20 protein-coding genes and 2 pseudogenes are annotated in these 26414 nt (G+C 61.3%); 6 read left to right on the top strand and 16 right to left on the bottom strand.

The genetic code is table 11. From position 1 onward, the window contains the following. Positions 1-50 precede the first annotated feature (50 nt). Together PCOSP_RS13855 and PCOSP_RS13850 are read left to right on the top strand one after the other, a co-directional pair. Positions 51-1295, top strand: a complete 1245-nt coding sequence (locus PCOSP_RS13855) for an exonuclease SbcCD subunit D C-terminal domain-containing protein (RefSeq protein WP_139649929.1) — start codon at positions 51-53, stop codon at positions 1293-1295. Then, entirely contained in the window at positions 1292-4933 is a 3642-nt protein-coding gene (locus tag PCOSP_RS13850; protein WP_464711747.1) for an AAA family ATPase, read from the top strand. Before PCOSP_RS13855 ends, PCOSP_RS13850 begins: the two co-directional genes overlap by 4 nt. A 141-nt stretch (positions 4934-5074) precedes the next feature. Here PCOSP_RS13850 and PCOSP_RS13845 read toward each other — a convergent pair whose 3' ends face one another. From PCOSP_RS13845 to gabP, 8 genes are all read right to left on the bottom strand, one after another. Further along, complete coding sequence (locus PCOSP_RS13845; protein ID WP_257225734.1) at positions 5075-5200, bottom strand: hypothetical protein; 126 nt, start codon at positions 5198-5200, stop codon at positions 5075-5077. A 183-nt stretch (positions 5201-5383) separates the two neighbouring features. Next, positions 5384-5563, bottom strand: a complete 180-nt coding sequence (locus PCOSP_RS13840; RefSeq protein WP_024779691.1) for a hypothetical protein — start codon at positions 5561-5563, stop codon at positions 5384-5386. Between the two features lie 156 nt (positions 5564-5719). Next, entirely contained in the window at positions 5720-6895 is a 1176-nt protein-coding gene (locus PCOSP_RS13835) for a lactonase family protein (RefSeq protein WP_175386658.1), read from the bottom strand. After that, positions 6882-7178 (bottom strand): DUF5629 family protein, encoded by a 297-nt coding sequence (locus tag PCOSP_RS13830; protein WP_464711745.1) that lies wholly within the window; start codon positions 7176-7178, stop codon positions 6882-6884. Before PCOSP_RS13830 ends, PCOSP_RS13835 begins: the two co-directional genes overlap by 14 nt. A 236-nt stretch (positions 7179-7414) precedes the next feature. Beyond that, positions 7415-8764 (bottom strand): TolC family outer membrane protein, encoded by a 1350-nt coding sequence (locus PCOSP_RS13825; RefSeq protein ID WP_139649939.1) that lies wholly within the window; start codon positions 8762-8764, stop codon positions 7415-7417. A 2-nt stretch (positions 8765-8766) separates the two neighbouring features. Next, entirely contained in the window at positions 8767-10137 is a 1371-nt protein-coding gene (locus PCOSP_RS13820; protein ID WP_175362825.1) for an HlyD family type I secretion periplasmic adaptor subunit, read from the bottom strand. Next, positions 10130-11851: a type I secretion system permease/ATPase gene (locus PCOSP_RS13815; RefSeq protein WP_139649943.1), complete on the bottom strand. Its 1722-nt coding sequence runs from the start codon at positions 11849-11851 to the stop codon at positions 10130-10132. Before PCOSP_RS13815 ends, PCOSP_RS13820 begins: the two co-directional genes overlap by 8 nt. Positions 11852-12270: 419 nt before the next feature. Further along, a complete protein-coding gene (gene gabP, locus PCOSP_RS13810) occupies positions 12271-13671 on the bottom strand; it encodes a GABA permease (protein WP_139649944.1) in 1401 nt (466 codons plus the stop codon). A 301-nt stretch (positions 13672-13972) separates the two neighbouring features. Between gabP and PCOSP_RS13805 the strand changes: the two genes are divergently transcribed. Continuing rightward, positions 13973-14584, top strand: a complete 612-nt coding sequence (locus PCOSP_RS13805) for a TetR/AcrR family transcriptional regulator (protein ID WP_464711741.1) — start codon at positions 13973-13975, stop codon at positions 14582-14584. A gap of 599 nt (positions 14585-15183) precedes the next feature. Here PCOSP_RS13805 and PCOSP_RS13800 read toward each other — a convergent pair. From PCOSP_RS13800 to PCOSP_RS13785, 4 genes and pseudogenes are all read right to left on the bottom strand, one after another. Next, complete coding sequence (locus PCOSP_RS13800) at positions 15184-16287, bottom strand: polyamine ABC transporter substrate-binding protein (protein ID WP_139649946.1); 1104 nt, start codon at positions 16285-16287, stop codon at positions 15184-15186. A gap of 38 nt (positions 16288-16325) precedes the next feature. Beyond that, positions 16326-17658 (bottom strand): annotated as a pseudogene (locus PCOSP_RS13795) (alginate export family protein). Positions 17659-17775: 117 nt separating this feature from the next. Then, complete coding sequence (locus PCOSP_RS13790) at positions 17776-19038, bottom strand: serine hydrolase domain-containing protein (RefSeq protein ID WP_139649951.1); 1263 nt, start codon at positions 19036-19038, stop codon at positions 17776-17778. A gap of 263 nt (positions 19039-19301) precedes the next feature. Continuing rightward, positions 19302-19828, bottom strand: a pseudogene (locus tag PCOSP_RS13785) (response regulator transcription factor); the annotation flags it as partial. Between the two features lie 311 nt (positions 19829-20139). Here PCOSP_RS13785 and PCOSP_RS13780 point away from each other — a divergent pair. Next, positions 20140-21243: a sigma-54 interaction domain-containing protein gene (locus tag PCOSP_RS13780; protein ID WP_464711739.1), complete on the top strand. Its 1104-nt coding sequence runs from the start codon at positions 20140-20142 to the stop codon at positions 21241-21243. A 50-nt stretch (positions 21244-21293) separates the two neighbouring features. Here PCOSP_RS13780 and sfnG read toward each other — a convergent pair whose 3' ends face one another. Continuing rightward, positions 21294-22388 carry a dimethylsulfone monooxygenase SfnG gene (gene sfnG, locus PCOSP_RS13775; protein WP_464711737.1) on the bottom strand — a complete coding sequence of 365 codons (1095 nt, stop codon included), beginning with the start codon at positions 22386-22388 and terminating at the stop codon, positions 21294-21296. 373 nt (positions 22389-22761) lie between these two features. Here sfnG and PCOSP_RS13770 point away from each other — a divergent pair, with 373 nt between their 5' ends. Further along, complete coding sequence (locus tag PCOSP_RS13770) at positions 22762-24024, top strand: acyl-CoA dehydrogenase family protein (RefSeq protein ID WP_464711735.1); 1263 nt, start codon at positions 22762-22764, stop codon at positions 24022-24024. Here the strand turns inward: PCOSP_RS13770 and PCOSP_RS13765 are convergent. After that, positions 24005-24700 carry a tRNA (adenine(22)-N(1))-methyltransferase gene (locus PCOSP_RS13765; protein ID WP_464711733.1) on the bottom strand — a complete coding sequence of 232 codons (696 nt, stop codon included), beginning with the start codon at positions 24698-24700 and terminating at the stop codon, positions 24005-24007. The two genes, PCOSP_RS13770 and PCOSP_RS13765, sit on opposite strands and share 20 nt — an antisense overlap. A 182-nt stretch (positions 24701-24882) precedes the next feature. Between PCOSP_RS13765 and PCOSP_RS13760 the strand changes: the two genes are divergently transcribed. Continuing rightward, a complete protein-coding gene (locus PCOSP_RS13760; protein ID WP_139649976.1) occupies positions 24883-25167 on the top strand; it encodes a hypothetical protein in 285 nt (94 codons plus the stop codon). Between the two features lie 46 nt (positions 25168-25213). On the opposite strand, the gene PCOSP_RS13755 is transcribed toward PCOSP_RS13760, so the two are convergent. Together PCOSP_RS13755 and PCOSP_RS13750 are read right to left on the bottom strand one after the other, a co-directional pair. After that, a complete protein-coding gene (locus PCOSP_RS13755; RefSeq protein ID WP_139649978.1) occupies positions 25214-25717 on the bottom strand; it encodes a DUF6998 domain-containing protein in 504 nt (167 codons plus the stop codon). Positions 25718-25975: 258 nt separating this feature from the next. Continuing rightward, positions 25976-26248, bottom strand: coding sequence for a hypothetical protein (locus PCOSP_RS13750; RefSeq protein WP_464711731.1), 273 nt, complete (start codon positions 26246-26248; stop codon positions 25976-25978). Between the last annotated feature and the right edge of the window lie 166 nt (positions 26249-26414).

The following is a 26414-nucleotide window of genomic DNA, read 5'->3' as shown; positions in this document are numbered from 1 at the left end:
TCCAGCCGCCGTCTTCACCCGCGGCCATCACCTGTTTTCTGGAGTTTGCCTTGCGTCTGTTCCACACCTCCGACTGGCACCTGGGGCAAAGCCTGCATGGCCAGGAGCGCGATTTCGAACACGCGTGCTTCCTCGAATGGCTGCTGCGCCAGTTGGCCAGCGAAAAACCCGATGTCCTGCTGATCGCCGGCGATATTTTCGACACGGTCAACCCGCCGGTCAAAGCCCAGGAGCGGCTGTACGACTTCATCGTCAGCGCCCATGAACAGCACCCCGACCTGACCATCGTGATGATCGCCGGCAACCACGATTCCGGCTCGAGGATCGAGCTGCCCGCGCCACTGATGCGACGGCTGCGTACCCACGCCCTCGGCCGGGTGTTGTGGCTGGACGACGGGCAACTGGACGTCGAACGCCTGCTGCTGCCCTTGCCCGATGCCAAGGGCAAGATCAAGGCGTGGTGCCTCGCCCTGCCGTTTCTGCGCCCCGCCGAAGTGACTGGCGCGCAACTGGGCGATGACTACCTGCGGGGCATCGGCCAGGTCCACGAATGGCTGATCGCCGCCGCCAACGGCAAGCGCAAGAAGGGCCAGGCGCTGATCGCCGTCAGCCATGCGCACATGGCCGGCGGTTCGGTGTCCGAGGACTCGGAGCGCAGCCTGATCATCGGTAATGCCGAAGCCCTGCCCGCCAGTCTCTTCGGCCCGAGCATCAGCTACGTCGCCCTCGGCCACCTGCACAAACCGCAGAAGGTCAACGGCGAGGAACGCATCCGCTACAGCGGCTCGCCGATTCCGCTGTCGTTCTCGGAAATCGGCTACCCGCATCAGATCCTCGACGTCACCCTGGACGGCGACACCCTGGTCAAGGTCGAGCCGCGACTGATTCCCCGGGCCGTCAACCTGCAACGCCTGGGCCCGGCACCACTGGCCGAGATCCTCGGGCAACTCAAGGACCTGCCGGACGTCGACCTGCTGGCCGACGTCCAGCGGCAACCCTGGCTGGAAGTCCGGGTGCGCCTCGACGAACCCCAGCCGGACCTGCGCAATCAGGTGGAAACCGCGCTGCAAGGCAAGGCGGTGCGGCTGGTGCGGATCGCCGCCGAATACGCGGGCCACGGCAGTGCTGCGAGTGCCGATGACGACGCGGCCTTGATCGAGCTGGATCAACTGAGCCCACAGGAACTGTTCAGCCGGGCCTGGCAGGACACCTATGGCGACGAAGTGGATGAGCAGACCCTCAAGGATTTTGCCGTGCTGCTGCAAGACGTCCAGATGGAGAGCGAGCAACCATGAAGATCCTCGCGATCCGCCTCAAGAACCTCGCCTCCCTGGCCGGTCCTTTCGACATCGACTTCACCGCCGAGCCCCTGGCCAGCGCCGGCCTGTTCGCCATAACCGGCCCTACCGGCGCCGGCAAAAGCACCTTGCTCGATGCCCTGTGCCTGGCGTTGTTCGGTGCCGTGCCGCGCCTCAACAACACCGGGCGCGATGCCAAGGTGCCGGACGCCGACGGTGAAATCGCCACCGGTGACCCCCGCACGTTGCTGCGCCGCGGCACCGGCGATGGTTACGCGGAAGTGGATTTCCGCGGCATAGACGGGCGCCGTTATCGCGCCCGCTGGGAAGCCAATCGCGCCCGGGAAAAGGCCGGTGGCAAGTTACAGGCCAGTCGCCAGAGCCTGCGGGACCTGGACAACGACCAGTTGTTGGCGAGTCAGAAAGGCGAGTACAAGGCTCAGCTCGAAGCTGCGTTGGGCCTGAACTTCGAACAGTTCACCCGCGCCGTGTTATTGGCCCAGAGTGAGTTCAGCGCATTCCTCAAGGCCGACGACAACGACCGCAGCGAACTGCTGGAAAAACTCACCGACACCGCCCTGTATACCCGCCTCGGCCGCCGCGCATTCGACAAGGCCAAGCAGGCCAAGGAAAGCCACAAGCAGTTGCAGGACCAGGCCACCGGCGTCACGCCGCTGTCCCCCGAGGCCCGGGCCGAGTTGGACGCGCGCTTCGACGAAGCCCAGCAACAGCTCAAGACCCAACAGGCACAACTCAAGCAACTGGAGTTGCAACACACCTGGCTCAAGGACCTGCGACAGTTGCAGGAAGAGCACGCCAGCGCCGCCGAACAACTGCAGCAAGCCGAGGCCGACTGGAACGCACTGGCGGACGAGCGCCTGAAGCTGACCCGTCTGGAGCAACTGGCTCCCCAGCGTCATCAGTTCATTCGCCAGTCGGAACTGATCCGGCTCCTGGCGCCGCTGACGGTCCAGATCCAACAGCTCGACCAGCAGCAGATCGACCTGAATGAACAGCAGGCGCAACTGGAAAAAAGCCTGGCCGCAGCACAACAGGCGCTGGCCGCAGCCCGTCAACAAAGCACGGACAACGCGCCGTTGCTGCGCCAGGCCTTTGAGGAACAGAACACCCTCGCCCGCCTGATCAAGGAGGCCAATCAGGCCGCCGAGCGCCAGACGCAGGCACAACTGGCCTGCACGGATGGCCAGCGTACGATCGACACCCTGCTCGAACAGCAAAACCAAGTGGCCGCGCGCTTGCAACGCATCGCCGGCGAGCTTGAGCAGAGCACCCACCTCGCGCCACTGAGCGATGCCTGGAACGCCTACCGTGATCGCCTCCAACAGTTGATGCTGATCGGTAATCGCCTGAACAAGGGCCAGGCCGAACTCGCTGTGCTGGAACACAATGCCACCCGCGCCGCCGAGGAACTGGTGGCCCGTCGGCAAGAGCTTGAGGTGCTTTACAAGGAAGCCGGCGCCGAACCCGAAGCCGTGGCCGAACAGATCCAACTGCTCGGCACTCTGCTGCAAGATAATCGCAAGCAACAACGGGCCTTCGAGGACCTCACGCGGTTGTGGTCCAGCCAGCAAGCGCTGGACAAACGTGGCGCCGAGCTTGAACAACGCCAGCAGCAGGCGTTGCAGGAGCGCGACCGACTGGTGCGCGAAGGCGGCGAAGCCAAGGCCGAGCTGGCGGTTGCCGAACAGACCCTGACCGTAACCCGCGAACTGCTGGCGCGCCAACGGCTGGCCCGCAGCGAAAGCGTCGAGCAATTGCGTGCACAGCTACAGGACGACCAGCCTTGCCCGGTGTGCGGCAGCGTCGAGCATCCCTATCATCAGCCTGAAGCACTGCTGCAAAGCCTCGGCCGCCACGATGAACACGAAGAGGCCAGCGCCCGCAAAACCGTCGACCTGCTCAATGAAAAAGTCATCGATCTACGTGCGCAGTACAGCGGTGTCATGGCCCAGCTCAAGGAGCTGAAACAGCAACAGGAACAACTGGCAGCCCAGCAACAGGACCTGGCCCCCAGCCTGGAAGCCCATCTACTGTCCGCGCAACTGCTGGCGCAGGACACTGTCAAGCGCGATGCCTGGCTGATCCAGCAAAACACCCAACTGCACCAGCGCATCACCCAGGACGAGCAGCGACAAACCGCCCTAATGACCCTGCAGCAGGACGCAGCCCGCCTGACCCAGCACCTGCGCAATGCTGAAACGGCGAGCCAACAGGCGTCACTGCACTTGAGCAATCAGCAACAAGAACTGGACCGGGATCGCCGACGCCTGGACGACGAACTGAGCCACTTCAGCAGCCTGTTGCCGGCCGACACCTTGCAAGCCCTGCGCACCGAGCCGGCCGCGACATTCATGCAGCTCGACCAGCAGATTGCCCAGCGCCTGGAACAACTGGAACAGCAGCGCGACGAGCTCAGCGAACAGCTCCAGCGTCAGCAGACCCTGGAAAAGGAGCAGGACCGCCAACAGACTCGCGCCCAGCAACTGGAGTCGGCGCAACAACAACTCAAGGGCCTGACCGAACAACAACAGGCTTGCCAGCAGACCCTCACGCAATTACTCGGCGAACACCGCAGCGCCGAACAGTGGCAGCAACAACTCGACCAGGCCCTGGAACAGGCGCGCACTGCCGAGGCAACGGCCAATCAGCAATTGCACGAGTTACGCAACAGCCTGGTGCAACTGGCCGCCGAACTCAAAGCCCGACAAGAGCAGGCACAGTCCCTGGAAGCTGAACATCAGGCACTGGCCGCCGGTATCGCCCAATGGCGCACTTCCCATCCCGAACTGGACGACGCCTCCCTTGAAGCCCTGCTCGCTCTCGATGAGCAACAGGTCGGCCAGTTGCGCCAGCGATTGCTCAATAGCGAAAAAGCCATCGAACAGGCCCGCGTACTGCTGACCGAACGGGAAAAGCGCCTGCACAGTCATCAGGCCCAGCACAATGGCAACCTGTCGCCTGAACAACTGGCCGATGCCCTCACCCAACTGCAACAGCAATTTTCCGCCAGCGAACAACACTGTGCCGAACTGCGTGCCGAACAGGCAGAAGACCAACGCCGGCAAAGCGCCAACCAGGCTCTGGCCCTGCAAATCGAGCAGGCCTATGCCGAGTACCAACGCTGGGCCCGGTTGGATGCACTGATCGGTTCGGCCACCGGCGATCGCTTCCGCAAACTGGCCCAGGCCTACAACCTCGATTTGCTGGTGCACCACGCCAACGTCCAGTTGCGACAACTGGTGCGGCGCTACCGGCTCAAGCGCGGCGGCAGCATGCTCGGGCTCCTGGTGCTGGATACGGAAATGGGCGATGAACTGCGTTCGGTGCATTCATTGTCTGGTGGTGAAACCTTCCTGGTCTCCCTCGCCCTGGCGCTGGGCCTGGCCTCGATGGCGTCCAGTACCCTGAGGATCGAGTCGCTGTTCATCGACGAGGGCTTTGGCAGCCTCGACCCCGAGTCCCTGCAACTGGCGATGGACGCCCTCGACGGCTTGCAGGCTCAGGGCCGCAAGGTCGCGGTGATCTCCCATGTGCAGGAAATGCACGAACGGATCCCCGTGCAGATTCGGGTCCAGCGTCAGGGGAATGGGTTGAGTACGGTGGAGGTCAAGTAAGGCGGTTGAACACCTGTGGACCTTGTGGGAGCGAGCCTGCTCGCGATAGCGGTGGGTCAGCCTGCATCAATGTTGACTGTAGCGCCGCTATCGCGAGCAGGCTCGCTCCCACAGGAACTGTGGCTTGACTGATTCACCTGATCAGTCTTGAAGCAAACTCAGCAGTCGCTCACGCGCCGCTTCCGGCTCGTCGGGGACCGGCTGGGCAGCCGAGACGATCGGGGTGGAATAGAGAAACAGCAGCATCATTGCCAGACGCATCGCCATGGTGTCGATCCTTATGGAAGAAAGGAGTCAATTTTTCAGCGTCAAATTTAAACACATGGCTATGTGATATTACAGTGGGATTTTCAGAACACGCTGAAGCGCCTGATGAAAATGACGAAGCCTGCGATCTTTTCTCTCCCTGTCGAGACGAAAAGATCGCAGGCTTCAGTCGTTCCGGCGCGCTCAGTGCTGGGTCTTGTGATCCAGGGCGGCGTAGAAGTTGGCGCTCTGTTGCAGGTATTTCTCGGTGTAGCTCTGGGTACGATTCTTCTTGTCGCTGATCTCGATGCTGGCATTGGCCGGCAGTGCCACGGTGGCAGAGATGGCGGAAGCGGCGATGATGGAGAAGAGGTTCAAGTTCATGGCGGTATTCCTCGGATTCAGTTGGCTGGCTTGCCCGGTTGGGCCGTGAAGCAAACTTACGCGCCGAGGCGTCTCGTCTAGAAATGCTTTGCAATGCTAGCGAATATCACTCCCGTTGATATAAACGCGCAGGCCCCGAAAAACGGGGCCTGCGACCTATTGACGCTGGATGAACTTCACATCGCTCGGCGCATCCATCGGCAGTTTCTGTACCGATTTACCCAGCAGGCCGGTCTTTGGATCACGTTCGAACACCACGATCTGATTGCTCTTCTGGTTGGCAACCAACAGGAACTTCCCGCTCGGATCGAGGCTGAATTCCCGCGGATGGTCGCCTTCCACGGAGCGGCGTTGCAGTTCTTTCAGCGTGCCGGCCGCCGGATCGATGGCAAATACCAGCACTTCGTTGCTGGTGCCACGGTTGCTGACGTACAGGAACTTGCCGTCCTTCGAGGCGTGCAATGCCGCAGCCGCCCTCGCCGGCTGAGGCTTGCCCGCCGCCAGGTCAACCAGTTGGCGCTGGACCAGGCGACCGTCCTGGTAATCGAACACCGCCACTTGCGCGGTCATTTCCAGGGTCAGCCAGGCGTGCTTGCCGTCGGCGCTGAACAGCAGGTGACGCGGTCCGCTGCCGGGGGGCAGTTGCACGAATGCCGGGGCGGCGGCGGTCAGCGGCAGCTCGGGATTGGCCTTGGGGTCGTAGTGGTAGACGAACACCTTGTCCGCCCCTAGGTCGTTGGCGAACACGTACTTGCCGTCGGGCGATGACACCGCCGAATGCACATGGGCCGACATCTGCCGCTCGGGGTTGACCCGGCTCGGCTGGTGACTGCTCAACTGCACCACAGGCGACAACTTGCCGTCGGTCCCCACGGGCAATACCGCAAGCGTACCGCCCGGATCTTCCACCACCGAATAGTTGCTGACCAGCAGATGCCGGCCATCGCCGCTGAGGCTGGAATGGGTCGGCTCATTGCCCAGGGATTGCACCTGATTGATCAGGCTCAGGGCGTGGGTAGCCGGGTCGATGGCGTAACTGCTGACCTTGCCCACCGGATCCTTCTGCCCTGGCCCGTTTTCGTTGACCACGAACAGGCGGCTCATGTCGGGGGAAAGGGTCAGCCACGAAGGGTTGTCCGTCTTGATCACCTGCAACGGCTTGGCACCGAGCTGGCCGGTACGGCTGTCGAACTGCAGCCGGTAGACGCCCTGGCTCTGGCCCGCCGTGTAGGAACCCACCAGCAATTGGTAGTGCTCATCGGCGTTGGCCTGCATGCCCATGGCGCCCACGCTGCCGGCCATCAACAATGGCCAGAGGCTACGCATCTTCATGTTCGTCATCCTCATCGTCGTGGCCGCTGGTCGCTTCCACGCACTCCAGGTGGTGGTCGCCCGAATCGCTGGAAATGATCCAGTGTTTCGACGCCGGGTCGAATGTCGCGGCCTGCATCTGCGCAGGCGTAAAGCGCCAATGCGCGAGGGTGCGGCCGTTCATGCACTCGACGTGCAACTGGTCCTGCTCGTCGAGGGAAAAATCGAATGCGTGCAGCCCGTCGATGATCAGCATGTCGCAGGTGTCGAGGGCGTACAGCAGGGTGTCGGTTACGGCAGTCATGGGAATCGGTCGGTCGCTGGGAAAGTGTGCATCATAGCTCAATGTCCGGGTTGGCCTTGGGCTATCAAGTCCGGAAGCGGTGCTGACCGGCAGATCGTCATCGCGAGCAGGCTCGCTCCCACAGGGGATTGGCGGTGGGCATGAGTCTCGCGGCCACCCCGGAACCCTTGTGGGAGCGAGCCTGCTCGCGATGACGGCAACCCAGGCACCTTCGACAAACCTGCCCACCCGGAACATCAGAACAACCGCTGCACCTGCTCCAGCACCGCGCGGTTCATCTGGCCGGTGTGGGTGTGCAGGCTGACATAGCTTTGCAGCATGTCGAGCTTGGTATTGAGCAGATCCCGACGGGCCTGGAACACCCGCTGCTGGGCATCGAGGATGTCCACCGTGGAGCGCACGCCGCCCTGGAAGCCTTTCTCCGTCGATGTCAGCGCGCGCTGGTTGGACTCCACCGCGCGCTGCATCGCCTTGCTCTTGGCGAACCCGGCCACCACGCCGAGGTAATCGGTTTCGATGTTCTCGGCCAACTGTTGACGCTGCACGTCATAGTCCGACTGGGCACCGGCCAGTTGCGCTTCGGCCTTGGCCACCGAAGCACGCACCGCACCGCCGCGATACAACGGGATATCCAGTTGCACCCCCACGTAATAGGTGTCCTGGCGCGGATCGAGCTCCTGATATTGACGGGTTTCGCGGCGGGTCAACTGAGTGGTCAGCGACAGGCTCGGATAGTGCCCGGCACGCTGGCTGTCGGCCTGGGCCTCGGCCACTTTCACCGCCGCCAGACGGGCCGCCAGCTCGGGGCTGGCGTCACGGGCGATGGCCGTCCAGTAACCCAGGTCCTGTTCCGACGGAATCGGACTGCCGGGGGGCAGTTCCTCGCGCATCGGCTGGATGTCGTCGATGGGCACGCTGGCCCGGCCGGACAGGGCTCGCAATGCTGCCACCCGGCGGGCCTGGGCCTCCGTTTCCTGGGCCTCGACCAGATCGAGCCGCGCCTGGGCCTCGTCGATGTCGGTGATCGCCCCCTGGCCGCCCTGGTAAAGCTTCTTGCTCTGGATGACCAACCCATTGATGGCCGCCTTTTGTTGGGCGATCAACTTGATTTCGTTCTCGGCCCGGGCCACGTCGAAATACCCTTTGGCAACCCGGTCGAACAAGGCCTGGCCGGCGACATCGAACTGCTGGCTGCCCAATTGCCCGCGAGCCTTGCCCTCCTGATAGGCCGCCCAGCGAGCCTTGTCATAAAGTGGTTGCTGCGCCGCGAGGGTGACGCTGTTCGCCTGGTAGTCGTTGCTGTTGACGTAGTTCCTGTCGTCGCCGCCGTCGGTACGTCCGCCGTAACCGTAGCGCGACGTCAGGGATACCTGCGGATACAAGCCACCGCGACCAATGGCCTCTTCGTTCCGGGAAGCATCGAAGGCATGGGTGGCCGATTGCAGGGTCGGATCATTCAGGCGTGAGGCATCGTACGCGGCGGTCAGGCTCAGGCCACCCTCGGCAGCCCATGCGGGGCTGATCGCCACCCAACCGGTATACAGACTCAGCAGGACGCGGGAGCGATAGAGGCGCCGGTCAGTCATGCTCATTCCTCCTTGAAGGCAGCCAGCAAGCGTTCGCGTAAAGGTTTCATCAGGTAATTCATCAAGGTCCGTTCGCCGGTTACCACCGTGACATCCGCCAACATGCCGGGACGTACCCACAAGCCGGCGGCCTGCAGCGAGGCAACAGTGTCGGCGGGAATTTCGACCTTGGCGGAGAAGTACGGCTGGTGCGTCTGCTCATTGATCAACTGATCCGCCGACACCGTACTGACCGTGCCCGTGACCGTCGGTGTATCCACCCGCTGCAGCGCCGTGAAATGCACGTGCACCGGCAGCCCCGGCCGCAGCTTGTTGGCCATCAGCGGCTCGAACCGCGCCGTGATCGCCATCGGCGCATCCAGCGGGACCACTTGCATCAGGGTCTGACTGGCCTGGACGACGCCACCGACGGTGTGAATGTTCACGTCCATGACCTGCCCGGACGTCGGCGCGCGGATGGCGCCGTTATCGACTTCGAATTGCAAGGCGCGGATCTGATCCACGTAACCCGCTGCCTCGGCGGACACTTCGCTGAGTTGGGTCTCGGCATCGCGGCGGAACTCCTGCTGCGCCTGCAAGGCCTTGAGCCGACTTTCGTTGATCGACTGACGGGTTCTGCCGACATCGCCGATCCCGGAAGCAATCTGACCGGCCAGTTGAGCGGCGTTGCGCTCGGCCTCGAAAAGTTTGTTGCGCGGGACATAACCTTCACGCGCCAGGTCCCGCAATCCCTCCAACTCCTGGCGCTGGAAGCGCATCTGCTCGTCGTAGTTGCGCTTGACTCCCTCGTAGCCGAGCAGTTGCTGCTCCAGCGCCGCCACTTCGTGCTCGATGATCTGCAAGCGGCTGCCCAACTCGGCACGACGGCTCTGGAACAACTGGCTCTGCAATGCCATGGCAGCCTTGACCCGTGGCTCGTCAGCACGGGCCAGCAGGTCCTCCGGCCACTGGATCTCGGTGCTGCCCAGACGCTCGGCAATCAGGCGGGCCTCGATGCTGCGGTCGTTGAGCAACTTGCCCAGGGTCACGTCCAGCTGCGATTGCGCCTGCACGGTATTGAGCTGCACCAGCAACTGCCCCTGGCTGACGCGATCGCCATCGCTGACCAGCAGCTTTTCCACCACGCCTCCCACCAGCGACTGCACCGCCTTGCGCTCCCCCGCCACCACCACGGTGCCGCTGCCGACAACACCTTGGTCCAGCGGCGCCAGGCAGGCCCAGAGCAATGCGCCGCCCAACGCCAGCACCAGGAAACCCACACCATAGCGCGCCGCACCGCCGGCATCGGTACTGGCGCCAGGCAACGGGCTGACGCTGCGCAGGCTCCTCCCCGGCTCGCTATACGCGTGTGGACTTGGAGTCAGATCATGCATCTTCGCCAGCCTCCCTCACCGCAGCCGCTCGCGGCCCCGGCATCAGCGCCTTGAGTACCCGGTCGCGGGGACCGAATGCCTGTTGGGTTCCGTCCTTGAGCACAAGGATGTGATCGACCATCGCCAGCACACTGGGCCGGTGGGTAATCAGCACCACCGTGCTGCCGGCGGCCTTGAGCACGGCGATGGCCTGCACCAGGGCCAGCTCACCGGCTTCATCGAGGTTGGAATTGGGTTCATCGAGCACGATCAGCGCCGGGCGCCCATAGAGCGCGCGGGCCAGGCCGAGGCGTTGCTTCTGTCCGCCGGACAAACCGAGCCCTCCGGGACCCAGCGGCGTGTCATAGCCCTTGGGAAACCTCAGGATCATTTCGTGGATGCCGGCGTGACGGCTGGCGGCGATGATCTTGTCGGCATCCTGCTCGCCGAAGCGGGCGATGTTGTCGGCCACGCTGCCGTCGAACAACTCGATGTCCTGGGGCAGATACCCAAGGTGGGGGCCCAGGGCATCATGGGACCACTGGCTGATCTCGGCGTTGTCCAGGCGCACCGATCCGCCCAGGGGGGGCCATACACCGACCAACGCCCTGGCGAGGGTAGACTTGCCACTGGCGCTGGGGCCCACGACCGCGAGCACCTCCCCTTTGTCCAGATGGAAATTGATCCCCCGCAGAATCGGCTGTGAAGCGCCGGGTGGGCCGACGTACAGCTGCTCCAGGCGCACCGCACCGGTGGGCGGCGGCAAAGGCATGCGCAGGCGATCACGGGGATGCTGGGCAAGGAGCAGGCTCAGGCGCTGATAGCTCTGGCGCCCGGCATTGAATTGCTTCCACGAACCGATGGCGATCTCCACGGGTGCCAGCGCCCGCCCCAGCAGGAGCGACATGGCGATCATCATGCCCGCCGATAACTGGCCTTCCAGTACCAGCAACGCCCCCAGCCCCAACGACAGCGACTGGCCCGAAATGCGTACAAACCGTGTCATCGAGCTGATACGGGCACCGCGATCACTGGCATGGGCCTGGGCAGCAATGATGCGCTGCTGCAGCAGGCTCCAACGTTGGCGCAACGGCCCGAGCATGCCCAGCGCCTGAATGACTTCGGCGTTGTGCAGCGTGCTGTTGACGTAGGCTGCCGATTGCACGCCCAGGCGGTTGGCTTCGCCCAGGCGCGTGCGGGTCGCCAGTTCGCCCCACAGCGCCAGGCCGACCAGCACCAGGGCGAGTACCAGGGTCAACACCCCGAACCAGTGATGAAAAATGAATGCCACCAATAGGAAGATCGGCAGCCACGGCGCATCGAGCAAAGCGATCAGCCCCTGCCCGGTAATCAACTGCCGTAGTGTCGCCAGATCGCTGAGCACCTGCGCCGGGTTGGCGTTGTGCTCGCGCAGGCTGCGGGCAAAAGCGGCATCGAAAATCCGCTCGCCCAAGGCCTCGTCCAGCCCGGCGCTCATGCGAATCATCACCTCGCCGCGCACCCACTCGATCAACGCGCTGAACATGAACAGCCCCAGGGCGATCAGCGTCAGCATGAACAGAGTGGTTTCGTTGCGACTGGTCAGGACCCGGTCGTATACCTGCATCATGTAGAGCGACGGCACCAGCACCAATAGATTGATTACGCCGCTGAACAGCGCCAGGGACCAGAACACCCGGCGATAGCTCAATAACGCAGCATCGATGTCGTGACGAGGATCGAGAAGCAGCCCCATAGAATGGCAACCCGCAAAAATATAGTCGGTCCAGGACGCAATCCATCGCGAGTTTTTTTGCCCGAAGGCGTTTCGAGAAGCCCATCGATACAGCTGACGTGACGCCGCCAAGGCGCCAATTAATGACAACGCTCGAACGGGTTAGTGCCAGATCGGCAGAAAGGGTTTGCAGGCAGGGTGACAGGCGGAGAGCCTGGTTTCAGAAGGGTGTTTCAGGGGTGAAACAGATCAGGAATGGAACGCCTCTTGTGGCGAGGGGATTTATCCCCGCTGGGCTGCGAAGCAGCCCCAAACCAGACAATTTAAAATCGCCGGCAAATGAATGCTCTGCATGAGGGCTGCTGCGCAGCCCAGCGGGGATAAATCCCCTCGCCACAGATTCCCCTCGCCACAAGTGTTTCATCTAGCTTTCCCTGGGGCTATCCCAGGGAAGCCGCCCTCTCCCCCTGCGGCTGCTGCCGCGACGTGACCAGTCCGATAAAGGAAATGATCAGCGCCAGGCCAAGGGTCGAACTGACTTCACTACGGTGCTCCGGCGTCACCATCATCACCGCCAGCGCCGCGCAGATGAACACGATGACCAACCAGGTCAGCCAGGGAAACAGCCACATGCGAAAGGTCAGCTCGACGTTCTGCTGACGCAGCAACCGGCGCATGCGCAGTTGGGAAATGGCAATCGCCAGGTACACCAGCAACGCGATGGCGCCGGAACTGGCGAGCAGGAACTGGAACAGCCCGGCGGGCATGAAGTAGCTGAACAGCGTGATACCCGCGCCCAACACGGTACTGGCAATCACCGCTGTGCGCGGGACGCCGTCCCCCGACGTCACCTTCAGGGCCTTTGGCGCATCACCGCGCCGCCCCAGCGAATAGAGCATGCGCGAGGCGATGTAGATCGAGGAGTTCATGCAACTGGCCACCGCGATCAGTACCACGGCATCCACCAGGAACTTGGCATGGGGAATGTTCATCAGTTCCAGCGCTCGTTGGTAGGAGCCCACCGAAGCCAACTGCGGATCGTTCCATGGCACCACGGAGATGACCACGAAGATCGACAACAGATAGAACACGCCAATGCGCCAGATCACCGAACGCGTCGCCTTGGCAATGTTCTGCGCGGGGTTATCGGATTCAGCCGCCGCAATCGTCACCGCCTCCGTCCCGATGAAGCTGAACATGATGGTGATGAAGGCCCCGACCACCGCCGACAAACCGTTGGGGGCGAAACCGCCATGTTCGTCCATCAGGCGGCTCAGGCCGCTGGCTTCCCGCTCGGGAATCCAGCCCATCAGGACCGCGAATCCCAGGGAAATGAAACCAATGATCGCGACGACCTTGGCCATCGCGAACCAGAACTCGAACTCGCCGTACTTGGAGACGCTGAACAGGTTCGTCACGGCCAGGGCAACGATCGATACCGAAGCAAACAGCCAGGCATCAACAGACGGAAACCACTGGTTCAACACATGCCCGGCGGCCAGTGCCTCAATGGGAATCACCAGTACCCAGAACCACCAGTACAGCCAACCGATGGTGAAGCCGGCCCAGCGCCCGATGGCCTGGTCGGCATAGGTGGAGAACGAGCCGGTGTCCGGGCGGGCCACCGCCATTTCACCAAGCATGCGCATGACCAGTACTACCAACAGGCCGGAGAACAGATAAGCCAGCAGCACCGCCGGGCCCGCTGCCGCAATGGCATGCCCCGAACCCACGAACAAGCCTGCACCGATGATTCCGGCAATGGATAGCATGGTGACGTGACGAGGCTTGAAGCCCTGTGCCAGATGGCCGTTCGAATCCTTGAAACTGGGGCTGGTCATTTTCTTGTTCTCTTTTTAATCGACATTGAACGTACCGAGGAACAGACGCTACGAAGAAACGGTGCGCCACGTTACCCGTCTCACTTGCTCGCTGAATTATCTGTAAGCGCTCCTTTTGTGCCTGATCTCGTCATAAATTACGTAGCATTTAGCCATGCACTCTTCATCCAAGGGGCATTGCAGAGCGTTCGCACTAAAAAGCCAGTATCTAAATAAACGCTTTAAATATTTTATCGAGTTAAGTATTTTGCATGAATCCCGGGCACTGTATGCCCTCTTTTCCAGTGACAAAGGACCTCCCGTGAGCGGACTGCGTGAACGTCAAAAAGCCGAACGACGCCAAGCCATCAGCAAGGCAGCGATCGAACTGTTCGAGCGCCAGGGCTTCCAGAACACCACCATCGAGCAGATCGCTGGCCAGGCCGGCGTGTCAGCCCCTACCGTGTTCAAGTACTTCGGCAACAAGCAGGAGATCATCCTGGAAATCCTCCACGAGGCCGACCAGCGCGCGCTCAAGGACACTCGGTTGCAGGTCCCTGAAATAGAGGATCCGGTCGAGGCGCTGTGTTACCTGGAACGGCTGCTGACGGGCTACGCGCTGGAAGTCATGCACCCCAGCCTCTGGCGTGAATTGCTGCCCTTGATTCTGTTTGGCGGCGACGGCGGGCTGCCGGATGGTTATCGCGCCATGAACGATGCGCTCAGGGCTGAAATCAGCGGCTTGATCAAGGAACTGCAGCAGGCCGGCAAGCTGCGCGCCGACCTCGACGTCGAGCTGGCCGCCTTTCTGCTGAACGACTATTCACACTTGCAGCTGTTCAGGCTGGTCAACCAGAAACAACCGGATATCGAGGCGCACTCCGCCCAGGTCAAGCGGATTACCGCGCTACTGTTCCAGGGCATGCGTGCCTGAAGGAAGACACTGACAGATCGCCATCGCGAGCAGGCTCGCTCCCACAGGGGATCGGCGCCAGACGCAGAATGTGTGTTCACTGAAAAACCAATGTGGGAGCGAGCCTGCTCGCGATGGCGGTGGATCAGTCACTGCTGAGTCGACTGATCAACCGCCTTCGCGAGCAAGCCCGCTCCCACAGGGGATCGGCGTCGGACGCAGAATGTGTGTTCACTGAAAAACCAATGTGGCAGCGAGCCTGCTCGCGATGGCGGTGGATCAGCCACTGCAGAGTCGACTGATCAACCGCCTTCGCGAGCAAGCTCGCTCCCACAGGGGGATTGGCGTCGGACGCAGAATGTGCGTTCACTGAAAAACCAATGTGGGAGCGAGCCTGCTCGCGATGGCGGTGGATCAGCCACTGCAGAGTCGGCTGATCAACCGCCTTCGCGAGCAAGCCCGCTCCCACAGGGGATCGGCGTCGGACGCAGAATGTGTGTTCACTGAAAAACCAATGTGGCAGCGAGCCTGCTCGCGATGGCGGTGGATCAGCCACTGCAGAGTCGACTGATCAACCGCCTTCGCGAGCAAGCTCGCTCCCACAGTTCGTATAGCCCGGATCAGCGGTTGGTCTTGATCGCCGTCCAGGTCCGTGTGCGGATCCGCTCGATTGCCGCCGGCACGGGCTCCAGGGCGAACAGCGTCTTGCGTGCGTCGTCCGGGATGTACATCGCGGGGTTGTCACGGATCTCGGGGTTCACCAGCGCGGTGGCGTCCTTGTTCGGGTTGGGGTAACCGATCTTATTGCTGATACGGGCGATGACGTCGGCCCGCATGATGTAGTTGATGAACGCATGTGCCTCCTGGGTATGGGGAGCGTTGGTGGGAATCATCATCACGTCCGACCACATCGGTGCACCTTCCTTGGGCAGCGCCATTGCCACTTTGACACCCTTGCCAGCGGCATCGGCCAGACGCTTGGCGAGCGCCACGCCGCCCGACCAGCCTACGGCGATGCAGACGTCGCCATTGGCCAGGTCCATGCCGTAGCGTGACGAATTGAAGTAGGAGATGAACGGCCGGATCTTGACCATCGCCGCCTGCGCCTGCGGGTAGTCCTCACGTTTCTGGCTGTTGGGGTCCAATCCCTTGTAATGCAAGGCGATGGGCACGATCTCGTTGGCGGCATCGAGAAAACCGACCCCGCAACTCGCCAGTTTGGCCAGGTTTTCTTCCTTGAAGATGATGTCCCAGGTGTCTATCGGCACATCGGCTCCCAGCGCCTGCCGAACCTTGTCGACGTTATAGCCAATCAGCGTGGTGCCCCACAGGTATGGCGCCGCATAGCGGTTGCCCGGGTCACCCACGGCTTCCAGGCCTTTCATGAACTCCGGGTCCAGTTGCTGCCAGCTTGGCAGTTGGCTGCGGTCCAGGGGCTGGACGGCGCCGGCGGCGATCAAGTGACTGACGTTGGAACTGCCCGGGTACACCACGTCATACCCGGAGTTGCCAGTCAGCAGCTTGGACTCCAGGGTCTCGACACTGTCGAACACGTCATAGATCGGGCGGATTCCGGTCTCTTCCTGAAAACTCTTGAGGATTTCCGGCGGCAGGTACTCGATCCAGTTATAGATTCGCACCGTCCGCTCCTCAGCCATGCATGCACCGCTGGCCAGTAACGAAACGAGAGCACCCAACACCGTGTTACGCAAAGACTTGTTCATGGCAAAACACTCCAGCGCGGCCGCGAAGGCTCGCGGCATCAATAGCGATAGGTGAACGATAATTCCAGCGCGCTGAATTTCCGGTCGTTGCCGAACACCTGCTTGGCCGCGGCCATCGGCTTGACCCAGTTATAGGACAGCGAAGAAACCAACGCCTTCGACGGCGCCCAATCCAGGAAGACAACACTTTCGTCGGCAAAACGCCGGTCACTGACGGCCGTGCCCATGTAGTTCTTTTCGTCCAGCCAGAACTGGTAGTGGATGGCCCCAGGTTGAGGGTTTCGTTGAGGTGGGTCTTGATCGAGAACTGCTGAACCTTTTCGTTGCTGTTGAACAGCAGGTAGTTGCCGACAACATCTCCTACCAGCCAGGTGCCCCAATCGACATAGCCCTTGCTGAGCGGATCCCAGGATTCCTGGCGGTTGTCCGTCAGGTTGTCATCGCCGGAAAAACTCGCGTAGCGGTAACCCACGACCGGCGTCAGCGGCAAGGTATCGAAGGCATAGTCCGCCTGGCCATACCAGGCCTTGGCATCATACTCGACGCCTTCGCCGTTGCCGCGTTCCAACGCGTACTCGGCGTTGAGGGTCAAGGCCGGCAAGCCCGGGACCTTGGCATTGAGCGCCCGCAGGTTATACACCTGCATGCCGTCCCGGCGCAGCGGCGTGGCGCCTTTGGGGCCGAGGGCGTTGAGCTTCATGGCCATGGCCCGAGCGTCACTTGATCGTCGAGGTTGTAATCGAGGTTGGCCCCGGTCATCCGGAAGTCACCCAGGTCATCGTCGGTGCGCAAGGTGAACGCCTGGGTTTTCAAGGCGCCGTGATCCCAGGCCAGCACCGCCGAATCCTTGAAAGCGCTCCTGGGTGCGAGCCAGTAGGCGCCGTCCTTGAGCTGATCCAGGTTACCGTCCATGACGATGAAGCCGGTGCCGATCATGTAGTTCTGGCGGCCGGCGGTGAACGTCCACTCCCCGGCCCGGAACCCACCGTAGAGTTCTTCGGTGGCCACCTCGCCATCGGAACTGCGGGTGAAGCCGCCGGCATCGCCATCGCCGAAGGTCGTCGCCCCGACCAGCGAGCCACCGGCCAGCAGGCTGAAGTCCGGCTGCAAGGCGTACTCCAGTTTGACGCCCGGCTTGACGTAGAACTCCTGCCAATCGATTTTACTGCCGCCATTCTTGCGGCTGCGCATGTCGACACGGCCAGCGCCGAAGTTGACGTTGCGGGTGAAAATGGCTGCACCACCGGCGGTGACGTTGACCTCACCCTTGAGGTTGCCATCCTCGAAGGTGTAGCCCGCCAGTGCGACCTGGGCGCTCAGGGGTAACCCGAGCGCTAAGAGCGTTCGAGAGAAACGCGTCGTGGAAACCATGTGAAGCTCCTGTGTGATTTATTGTTGTTACAGGGCAGTGAATGGCGGCGCAGAACGTCGCCAACACCTGGCGAGGCCAGGTGAATGGAACGTGATTCTTGTAATCGGGATGCGTGGTCAGTCGCCGAGGTGCGCCGCAATGGCGCGCAACATGCGCACGCTGTCCCCATCGAACGGGCTGACGGCCTCGTTCAGGGACGATTGCTTGACGATCACCACGCCGGATGGCTTGTCGACGAACAGGTACTGGCCATGGATGCCACCGGCCATGAGCGCCTGGCTGTGGTCGTTGAAGACGTACCACTGGCTGCGGTAGGAAGCGCCCGGGGTCCAGGCCTCAAAGTCGGGGGATGTGGCGTAGATCGCCGGGTCGGCGCCGGCGACGATGCGCGCGACCGTTTCGGGCGACAGCAACTGGCGCCCGTCGTGACAACCGTCATTGGCCAACAGGCGACCAAAGCGCGCCATGTCGCGCAAGGTGGCGTTGAAACCGGCACCGGCCACGCTACGCCCCCAGGGGTCGGCCATGAAGTAGCCGTCGCGCTCGCACCCCAACTGGCTCCAGATCTCTTCCAGCAAGCGATGGCAGGCCTTGCCGCTGGCGCGCTCCATGACCCAGGCCAAGGCCTCGGTGGTGGCCGTGACGTAGTGAAAGAAACCGCCGTGCTCGCCTTGCTTGCGGAGCGACGGCAGGAATTGGTACAGCGACTCGAACTGGGCGTACTGCGCGGGTGCCGGTTGGAAACCGCAGGCATAGCCGTACTGGGAACTCTCCGAGTCCGGGTCTTCGTACACTTCGCTGTAGTGGATGCCCACGGCCATGTCGAACAACTGGCGCACGGTCGCGTCGGCGTATGCACTGCCTTCGAATTCCGGCACGTAGTGGGCGGCGGGCAGCGCTGGATCCAGCACACCGTCACTGACCAGCTGTTCACCGAGGGTGCCGATCAGCGATTTGGTCACCGAAAACATCACGTGTCGGTCCTGGGGCGCCTGACCGTTGAAGTAGCGCTCGAACAGCACGGTGTCGCCCTGCATGACCAGGAATGCGTCGGTCTGGCTGGCCACCAGGTGCTCGAACACACTGATGCTCAAGCCGCACTCGCTGTTGAAGTGCAGCTCATCCAGTGCGAGTGGCGCCTGCTTCAAGACGCTGACCGGCCCTGCCCCCGCCTGCACATCGATAGAAGGCCGCAGGCGCGCCAGATTGCGGAAGCCCCATCGATTGAAGGGCGGACGCATCCAGTTGTGCCAAGTGACGCGACGATGGGGTTCGGCCGGAAAGCCTTGCATGAGCGAAGAGGTAAAGCGTGTGCCGGATGACGACTCATGCGTCTCGACATAAAGACAGGCCAGTGAAGGCACGGTGTTCTGATTCATCGGGTTGCCCCTGGAAATGACTCTGCGTGACAGCAGATGCAGGGGAATAATTACCCGATGATATTTTTTAGTCAATAAAACTTTTTATAGGCGCTTCATTTTACCTTCCATGCCATTCCATGATCCTCCCCAGGGAGGACACCGAACCCTGTGGGAGCGAGCCTGCTCGCGATGGCGGCGTCATGTTCAACATCTGCGTGACAGACACTCCGCTATCGCGAGCAGGCTCGCTCCCACAGGGATTGGGGGGTATTCGAGAGGGTTCAGCGACTCGGCCCGGCGCCCAGCGACTCGGCCATTCGAACCAGGTCGGCGAAAGATTTGGCGTGCATTTTCTTCATCGCATGAGCGCGGTGGATTTTCACGGTGATTTCGCTCAGGTTCATCTGCCCGGCGATCTGCTTGTTCATCAAGCCCTTGACCGCAAAAGCCATCACCTCTTTTTCGCGGGCGGTCAGGGTCTGGTAGTGGGCACGCAGGTCGGCAGATTTCCGCCGGATTTCGCGACGCTGGGTGTCTGCCTGGAGTGCGGCGGTCACCGCATCCAGCAGATCCTGTTCGCGGAAGGGTTTGGCCAGGAAATCCACGGCACCGGCTTCCATGGCCTTGACCGACATTTCGATGTCGCCATGGCCGGTGATGAAGATGATGGGAATATTCGAATCCGACTCCGCCAACCAGCGCTGGAAGTCCAGGCCACTGCTCCCTGCAGTCGCACATCGAGGACCAGGCAACTGGCGCAATCCACCTTCGGTTGCTGGAGAAACTCCGCGGTGGACGCAAACGTCTCGCGAAGACGTCGGACCTGCCTGCTTCCATGTTGATTGGGCCACCGCTATCGCGGGCAAGCCAGGCTCCCACTGGGTCCGGGGTGGTACACAAATCCTGCATCCACCGAAAACCCACTGTGGGAGCGAGCCTGCTCGCGATGGCGTCGGGTCAGCCTGCATCGGGTTCAATGAAGGCTAAGCCTTAAGCAAATAACAAAAAATTATTTATTTAACATTTTTTAGATCATTTAGATTCCCCCTAAGTCTTTGACCAACATGGTGTGTGAGTCCCGGCACTCCGATCTGCGATCTCATTAACGAGTCACCGTCCATGCAACTTCTCACGCTTCCACCTTCCCCAGCCCTGGCCACGTCGATTCGTGCCACGGCCCAGGTCTTTGAAGACCCGAGCTCCCAGGCCCTGCTGGCTCATTTGCAACAAGTGGCCCCCAGCGATGCCAGTGTGCTGATCATCGGCCAGACCGGTACGGGCAAGGAGTTGGTCGCCCGGCACATCCATAATCTCAGCGCCCGCCGGGACAAGGCGTTCGTTGCGGTCAACTGTGGGGCGTTCTCCGAGACGCTGGTGGAAGCCGAGCTGTTCGGGCACGAAAAAGGCGCCTTCACCGGCGCGTTGACCGCAAAGGCCGGCTGGTTCGAAGAAGCGGACGGCGGCACCTTGTTCCTGGATGAAATCGGTGACCTGCCTCTGCCGATCCAGGTCAAGCTGCTCAGGGTCTTGCAGGAGCGTGAAGTGGTCCGCCTGGGGTCACGCAAGAGTATCAAGATCAATGTGCGCGTACTGGCGGCCACCAACGTGCAACTGGAAAAAGCCATCAACGCCGGCCACTTTCGCGAGGACCTCTACTACCGCCTCAATGTGGTCAGCCTTGTTCTCAAACCGCTGCGCGAGCGCCCCGGTGACATCCTGCCGTTGATACACCACTTCATCGCCGAATACAGTCGCAAGCTGGGTTACGGCGAGGTCGCGCTGGATGCGCAGGCACAACGTAAACTGCTCGATTACTCCTGGCCGGGCAACATCCGCGAGCTGGAAAATGTCATCCATCACACGCTGCTGATTTGCCGCAGATCGCTGATTGGCGTCCAGGACCTGCACCTGTCCAACTTCCGCATCGACCGCCAGAGCACACCCGCGGATAGCCCCCCTCAAAATGCCGAGACGCTCTTGCAGAAAGCCTTTGAAAAGCTGCTTGAGCAAGAGCACGGCAATTTACATGAGAAGGTCGAAACGGCCCTGCTGCGCGCCGCCTACCGATATGCGCATTGCAATCAGGTCCACACCGCCGCCCTGCTCGGCCTGAGTCGCAATGTCACACGCACGGCGCTGATCAGGATCGGCGAATTGGTGGTCAACAAGCGCCGTCCAATGTTGAGCACGCTGAACGGCCAAGTGGTCAATCTTTCAACCTGATCCTGCATCAGCCCTTGAGGATAGAGCCCTCGCGCGCCATGTCGCCGCGTCTACGCAACCGCCGCTGTTCTCGCAACCTTGCGCTGTTCCAACTCGCGCACCAGCGGCAGGACCCTACGACCGAAATACTCGACCTCTTCCTGAAAGTGCAGGAAGCCCGCCAGTACCAGGTCGACACCCACGGCCTTGAGCGCGACGATGCGCTCAGCGATCTGCCGCGGCGTGCCGATCAGGTTGGTCTTGAAGCCATCGTTGTACTGCACCAAGTCTTCGAAACTGGACTTGGCCCAGTTACCTTCACCTTCCGGGCTGGATTTGCCGGCCTGTTTCGCCGCGTCACCAAAGGCATTCACCGCCTCCGGATCGGCCTGATCGATGATTTGCGCAAGCACCGCATGCGCCTCTTCTTCGGTGTCGCGCGCAATGACAAAGGCGTTTATCCCGACCTTGACCTTGTGGTTGTTGGCGGCCGCTTTGGCCTGAATGTCATCGATCTGGGCTTTGACGCCCTCCACGGTGTTGCCATTGGTGAAGTACCAGTCGGACACCCGCGCCGCCATGTCCCGCGCCGCACGGGAGCTGCCGCCCTGGAAGATTTCCGGGTGCTGCTGCAAGGGTTTCGGCTTGAGGGTGTAGTCATGGAAGCGGTAGAAGTCACCGCGAAACGTGAAGTTGTCGGTGGTCCAGATGCCCTTGAGCGTCGTGATGAACTCTTCGGAACGACGATAGCGCTCATCGTGCTCGAGCCATGGCTCGCCAATGGCGGTGAACTCGCCCTTGAACCAGCCGGACACCACGTTGATCGCGACGCGGCCGCCGGTCAGTTGATCGATGGTCGCGATCTGCTTGGCCAGCACCGAAGGCGTCCATGGCCCCGGCAACACCGCCGCGATGACTTTCAGACGCGTGGTGGAAGCTAGCAAAGCGTGACTGAAGGCCACCGACTCGTGCTGGTACTCGGCGCCATAGCCGGCGGTAAAACGCACCTGCGTCAAGGCGTAGTCGAATCCGGCCGCCTCGGCGATCTGGGCCAGCTTGCGGTTGTAGTCGATCCCCCAGTCGGTACGCTGCGCGATCTTGCTGACCACCAGCCCGCCGCTGACGTTAGGTACCCAGTAGGCAAACTTGATCGTGTCCTGGCTCATTGTATGTACTCCACGGCTTGTTGAAATGAATCTGCACAAGGCATTGAGCAGCAACCGTGCCAACGACTTTTTTCTTTTATAATCAATGCATTATCAGAAAAACCGCATCCCCTTCACTGTCACCCGGCAGACAGGTTATTGATCCGCTGTTGCCAGGCCAACACCAAGGGCGTCACGGCTTACGAGTGCAACTGTTGGCAGGCCCACAGCCAGGCAACACATTGCCCGCAGGACGACAGCGCCTTCACTCGAATAGCGGCCTCAATCCCCCGGCTCCACGGGCTTTCGGTGTTGGGCATGGAGCGTGCAATACCGGTGCTGCAGCGGCAGGTTCTTCCTGCCCGCCCCTCTCGTCATCAGAAGGAACTTCGCCATGACCGCACAGCAACAACATCTGCCCCATCGCCTTTCCACCGGCACCGACTACGAGGCCTTGGCCGAGCGCTTCCGGCCGATCTTCGCGCGTATCCAGGCCGGCGCGCTGGCGCGTGAACAGTCCCGCAGCCTGCCCTATGAGCAAGTCAAATGGCTGAAGGAAGCAGGCTTCGGTGCCGTGCGCGTGCCCGTCGAACATGGCGGCGCCGGTGCTTCGTTGCCGCAGTTGTTGCAACTGCTGATCGAGCTCGCCGAAGCCGATTCCAACCTGCCCCAGGCTTTGCGCGGTCATTTCGCCTTTGTCGAGGATCGTCTCAACGCCCATGCCGGCAGTGCCCAGGACACATGGTTCAAACGCTTCGTGGCCGGTGAACTGGTAGGCAACGCCTGGACCGAAATCGGCGACGTGAAAATCGGCCAGGTCGGTACCCGGGTTTCTCGCCAAGGCGATCAATGGGTGGTCAACGGCACCAAGTACTACAGCACCGGCAGCATCTTTGCCGACTGGATCGACCTGTATGCCCAGCGCGACGACAACGGCACCGACGTGATCGCCGCTGTTCGTGTCCAGCAACCGGGCGTGCGGCAAATCGATGATTGGGACGGCTTCGGCCAACGCACCACCGGCAGCGGCACGTCGGTGTTCGAGAATGCCGTGGTCGAGGCAGAAAACCTCATCGACTTTTCCACGCGTTTCAAATACCAGACCGCGTTCTATCAATTGGTCTTGCTGGCCGTGCTGACTGGCTCTGGCCGCGCAGCGGTCCGCGACATCACCGAGCAGGTGCAGAAACGCACGCGGATCTTCAGCACCGGCAATGCCAGTCAGGTCAGCCAGGACGTGCAGGTGCAGCAAGTGGTGGGCAAGGCCTCGGCCCAAGTCTACGCGGCCGAAGCCACCGCCCTACGCGCTGCGCAGGCCTCGCAACGCGCCTATGAAAGCCGCTTCGGCCACAATGCCGATATCGAACACCAGGCCAACATCGCCGCCGAACTGGAATCGGCCCAGGCCCAAGTCGCCATCGCCGAACTGGTACTGCGCGCCACCAGCGACCTGTTCAACGCCCTCGGTGCATCGGCCACCAGCACCGCAAAGGCCCTTGATCGCCATTGGCGCAATGCGCGCACTGCGGCCTCGCACAACCCGCTGATCTACAAGGAACGCATCATTGGCGATTGGACGATCAATGGTACGGAGCCGCCGTATGTCTGGCAGATTGGCGGCGGAGTGCAGCGCGAGGTCAACGCAGCAAGTCGCTGATCCAGTCGATCTGTCGGACGAGATCCTGCACCACTTCCTCGGGCACGGCCTGTCGCGCCCGGGCGAAGCCCTGCAGGGTCTTGTGCTTCTGGCGCAACCTGCGCTGCCACTTACCGAGGAAAGCAGGGGTGCGTGCCTCCATCAGCAACGGGCCGAAGTACAGTTCTTCGGCGCTGTACATCACCGGCCCGGTGCGCTCGGCGACGATGATTTCGTAGTCGAAACGGTTCTCCCGCAACACTTCCTCATCGAGAATGCGGTAGCCGTTTTCCATCAACCACCGGCGCAGCGGTTGCTCACCGCCGTTGGGTTGCAGGATCAGACGCTCCTGGCCGCTCAATCGCGACCTGTCGCGCTCCAGGATGTCGCGGATCGTCTCGCCGCCCATGCCACAGAAGCTGACCGCCGTGATCCCGTCACCCGGCTCGATTGCCGCCAGGCCATCAGCCAGGCGCACGGTGATACATGGTTCGAGGCCATTCTCACGCACCGTCCGTCCAGCCGCGTGAAACGGCGTCACTGCCACCTCCCCGGCCACCGCCGCGACAATGACGCCGCGGCGCATCAATGCCACCGGCAGATAACCGTGATCCGAGCCAATATCGGCCAAGCGCGCGCCCACTGGCACCTGCGCCGCCACCCGCTCCAGGCGCATGGACAATGTCTGTTCGTTCAACCGCAACCCCTTAACACCACAAGCGTCCGACAGCGTTGGCCGGATCGGGCTGCGATTCTGTCGGGCTACACGGTGCATTTCAAATTTATGTGATCAGGGTCGTGACTTTGACAACACCGGCCTGCGCACCTATAACCGCTCCTGGCCCACCGCCAGGTCAATAAACCAGATGAGAAACCGCCATGAATGACCGTCAAGCAATCATCAGAGACTTGATCGCAGCAGTGATGAAAGCCCGAAAGTCCGACGAAATCGTCTATCAGTCGGAGTGGCTCGGCTACATCCCGTTCGGGGTCTACCACTGGGTCGAATGCCAGGGCGAAGACGTTTCCGGCGACTTTCCGTTTGGATGGTCGCTCGAAGACCTGGCGGGTCTTGAGCAAATGGGATTTCTGAAAACGCTTGAAGCTTATGAGAACCCTGACGACTCGTTTGATCGGGAGATCAGGTATCGCGTTTGTGGCTGAGCAATGGTCATAAGTTAGCAGGTCGTGCCCGTCGAAAACTTCACCTTTACAGTACCCTCTCGTCCATGGAGGATCTGAATGGAAGAAAGTCCTCACGGATTACCTGTGCAGCCAGTTTCTGGACGTCCCTAAGGGCGATTACCTTCGTCCCTTTCCAGTCTTCTTTAGGCAACAAACTCCGGACAGGAGCCTCTGGCCCGTTATAGGCCACTGATGCAGTGTTCGACGTGAAGTCGATTCTGAAAAAGAGCAGGTGGTCGGCAAAGCCCACTCCCGGTGTAAAAGCGGGTCCCGAATTGATCCTACCCGTTGCCTTCACTTGTACGGTCCTTCCATTTCGAGTCAACGCATCCACACCACCTGTACGTTTAGGTGGCAGCACGAGGTCGAAGTACTCCAGTGCCAAAGCTTCTGCGATGTCGCCCACCAGACGCCCGTCGAGAGTGAACTTCAGTCTCGTACTCGAATAGTGATTAACCAGTGCTTGTTGTGCCTTCCATAAATCGCGTATCACCTCGGGTAACTGCAATACGGGCTCTTTTCCATCCATTCAAACCTTCTCCTTTATGGCAATTTCCAAATGTCTATTGTGAAGTACCGATCTGGACCGTAGCGCTGCATGCTTCAGATCTTGCCAGCCAAAACAACCAAATCCCTTAGGCTTCGCAGCCAGAAAAAAGCGCCTGAGAGATGGCATTCACTGTCTCGCGTGGTGCCCATCATCACCATCCAGACACAGGGATGTCCATGCTTCATCTACCCAGGATCGAGGGTGCCGCGTCGCTGCCTTCAATGCTCGGCAAATCTGTCAGCCATCTACCACTAGGGACACTTGCGCCTTAATGGCAATGACGGCAAACCTTAAAATCGCGAGTTCGAGCACGTGGAAGTCAGTTGCTTTACCCGCCAAGCCAGTACCCGCCAGATTTATCGCATCAGTAGCCAGCACTTGTTGTCGACATCTGCTCAACCACTTGAGAATGCATTGAACCCAGAATAACTCACCCGATTTGTTGATGCCGTGCGCGCCGAGCTGCTCAATCCAGACCAACTGGCAACGCTCACCACTCGGATAACGCATGGAAATCAGCTAAGGTGTACCTTTACCTGGAAGCCTATGACCTGTTTGTAGAAACCGCCGGCAGTTCTTCTCGTTCAGATCAATACGCTCAAGGCTGCGGAGTAATAGCAATTATGGCCAAGGCTTCTCAAGCGCCTGAAAGACGATTGGGAAGCCTTTGTTTGTG

Source organism: Pseudomonas sp. MAFF 730105 (assembly GCF_055380705.1).
Note: the sequence above shows the minus strand (reverse complement) of the source record. Positions and strands in the feature narration are given on the sequence as shown.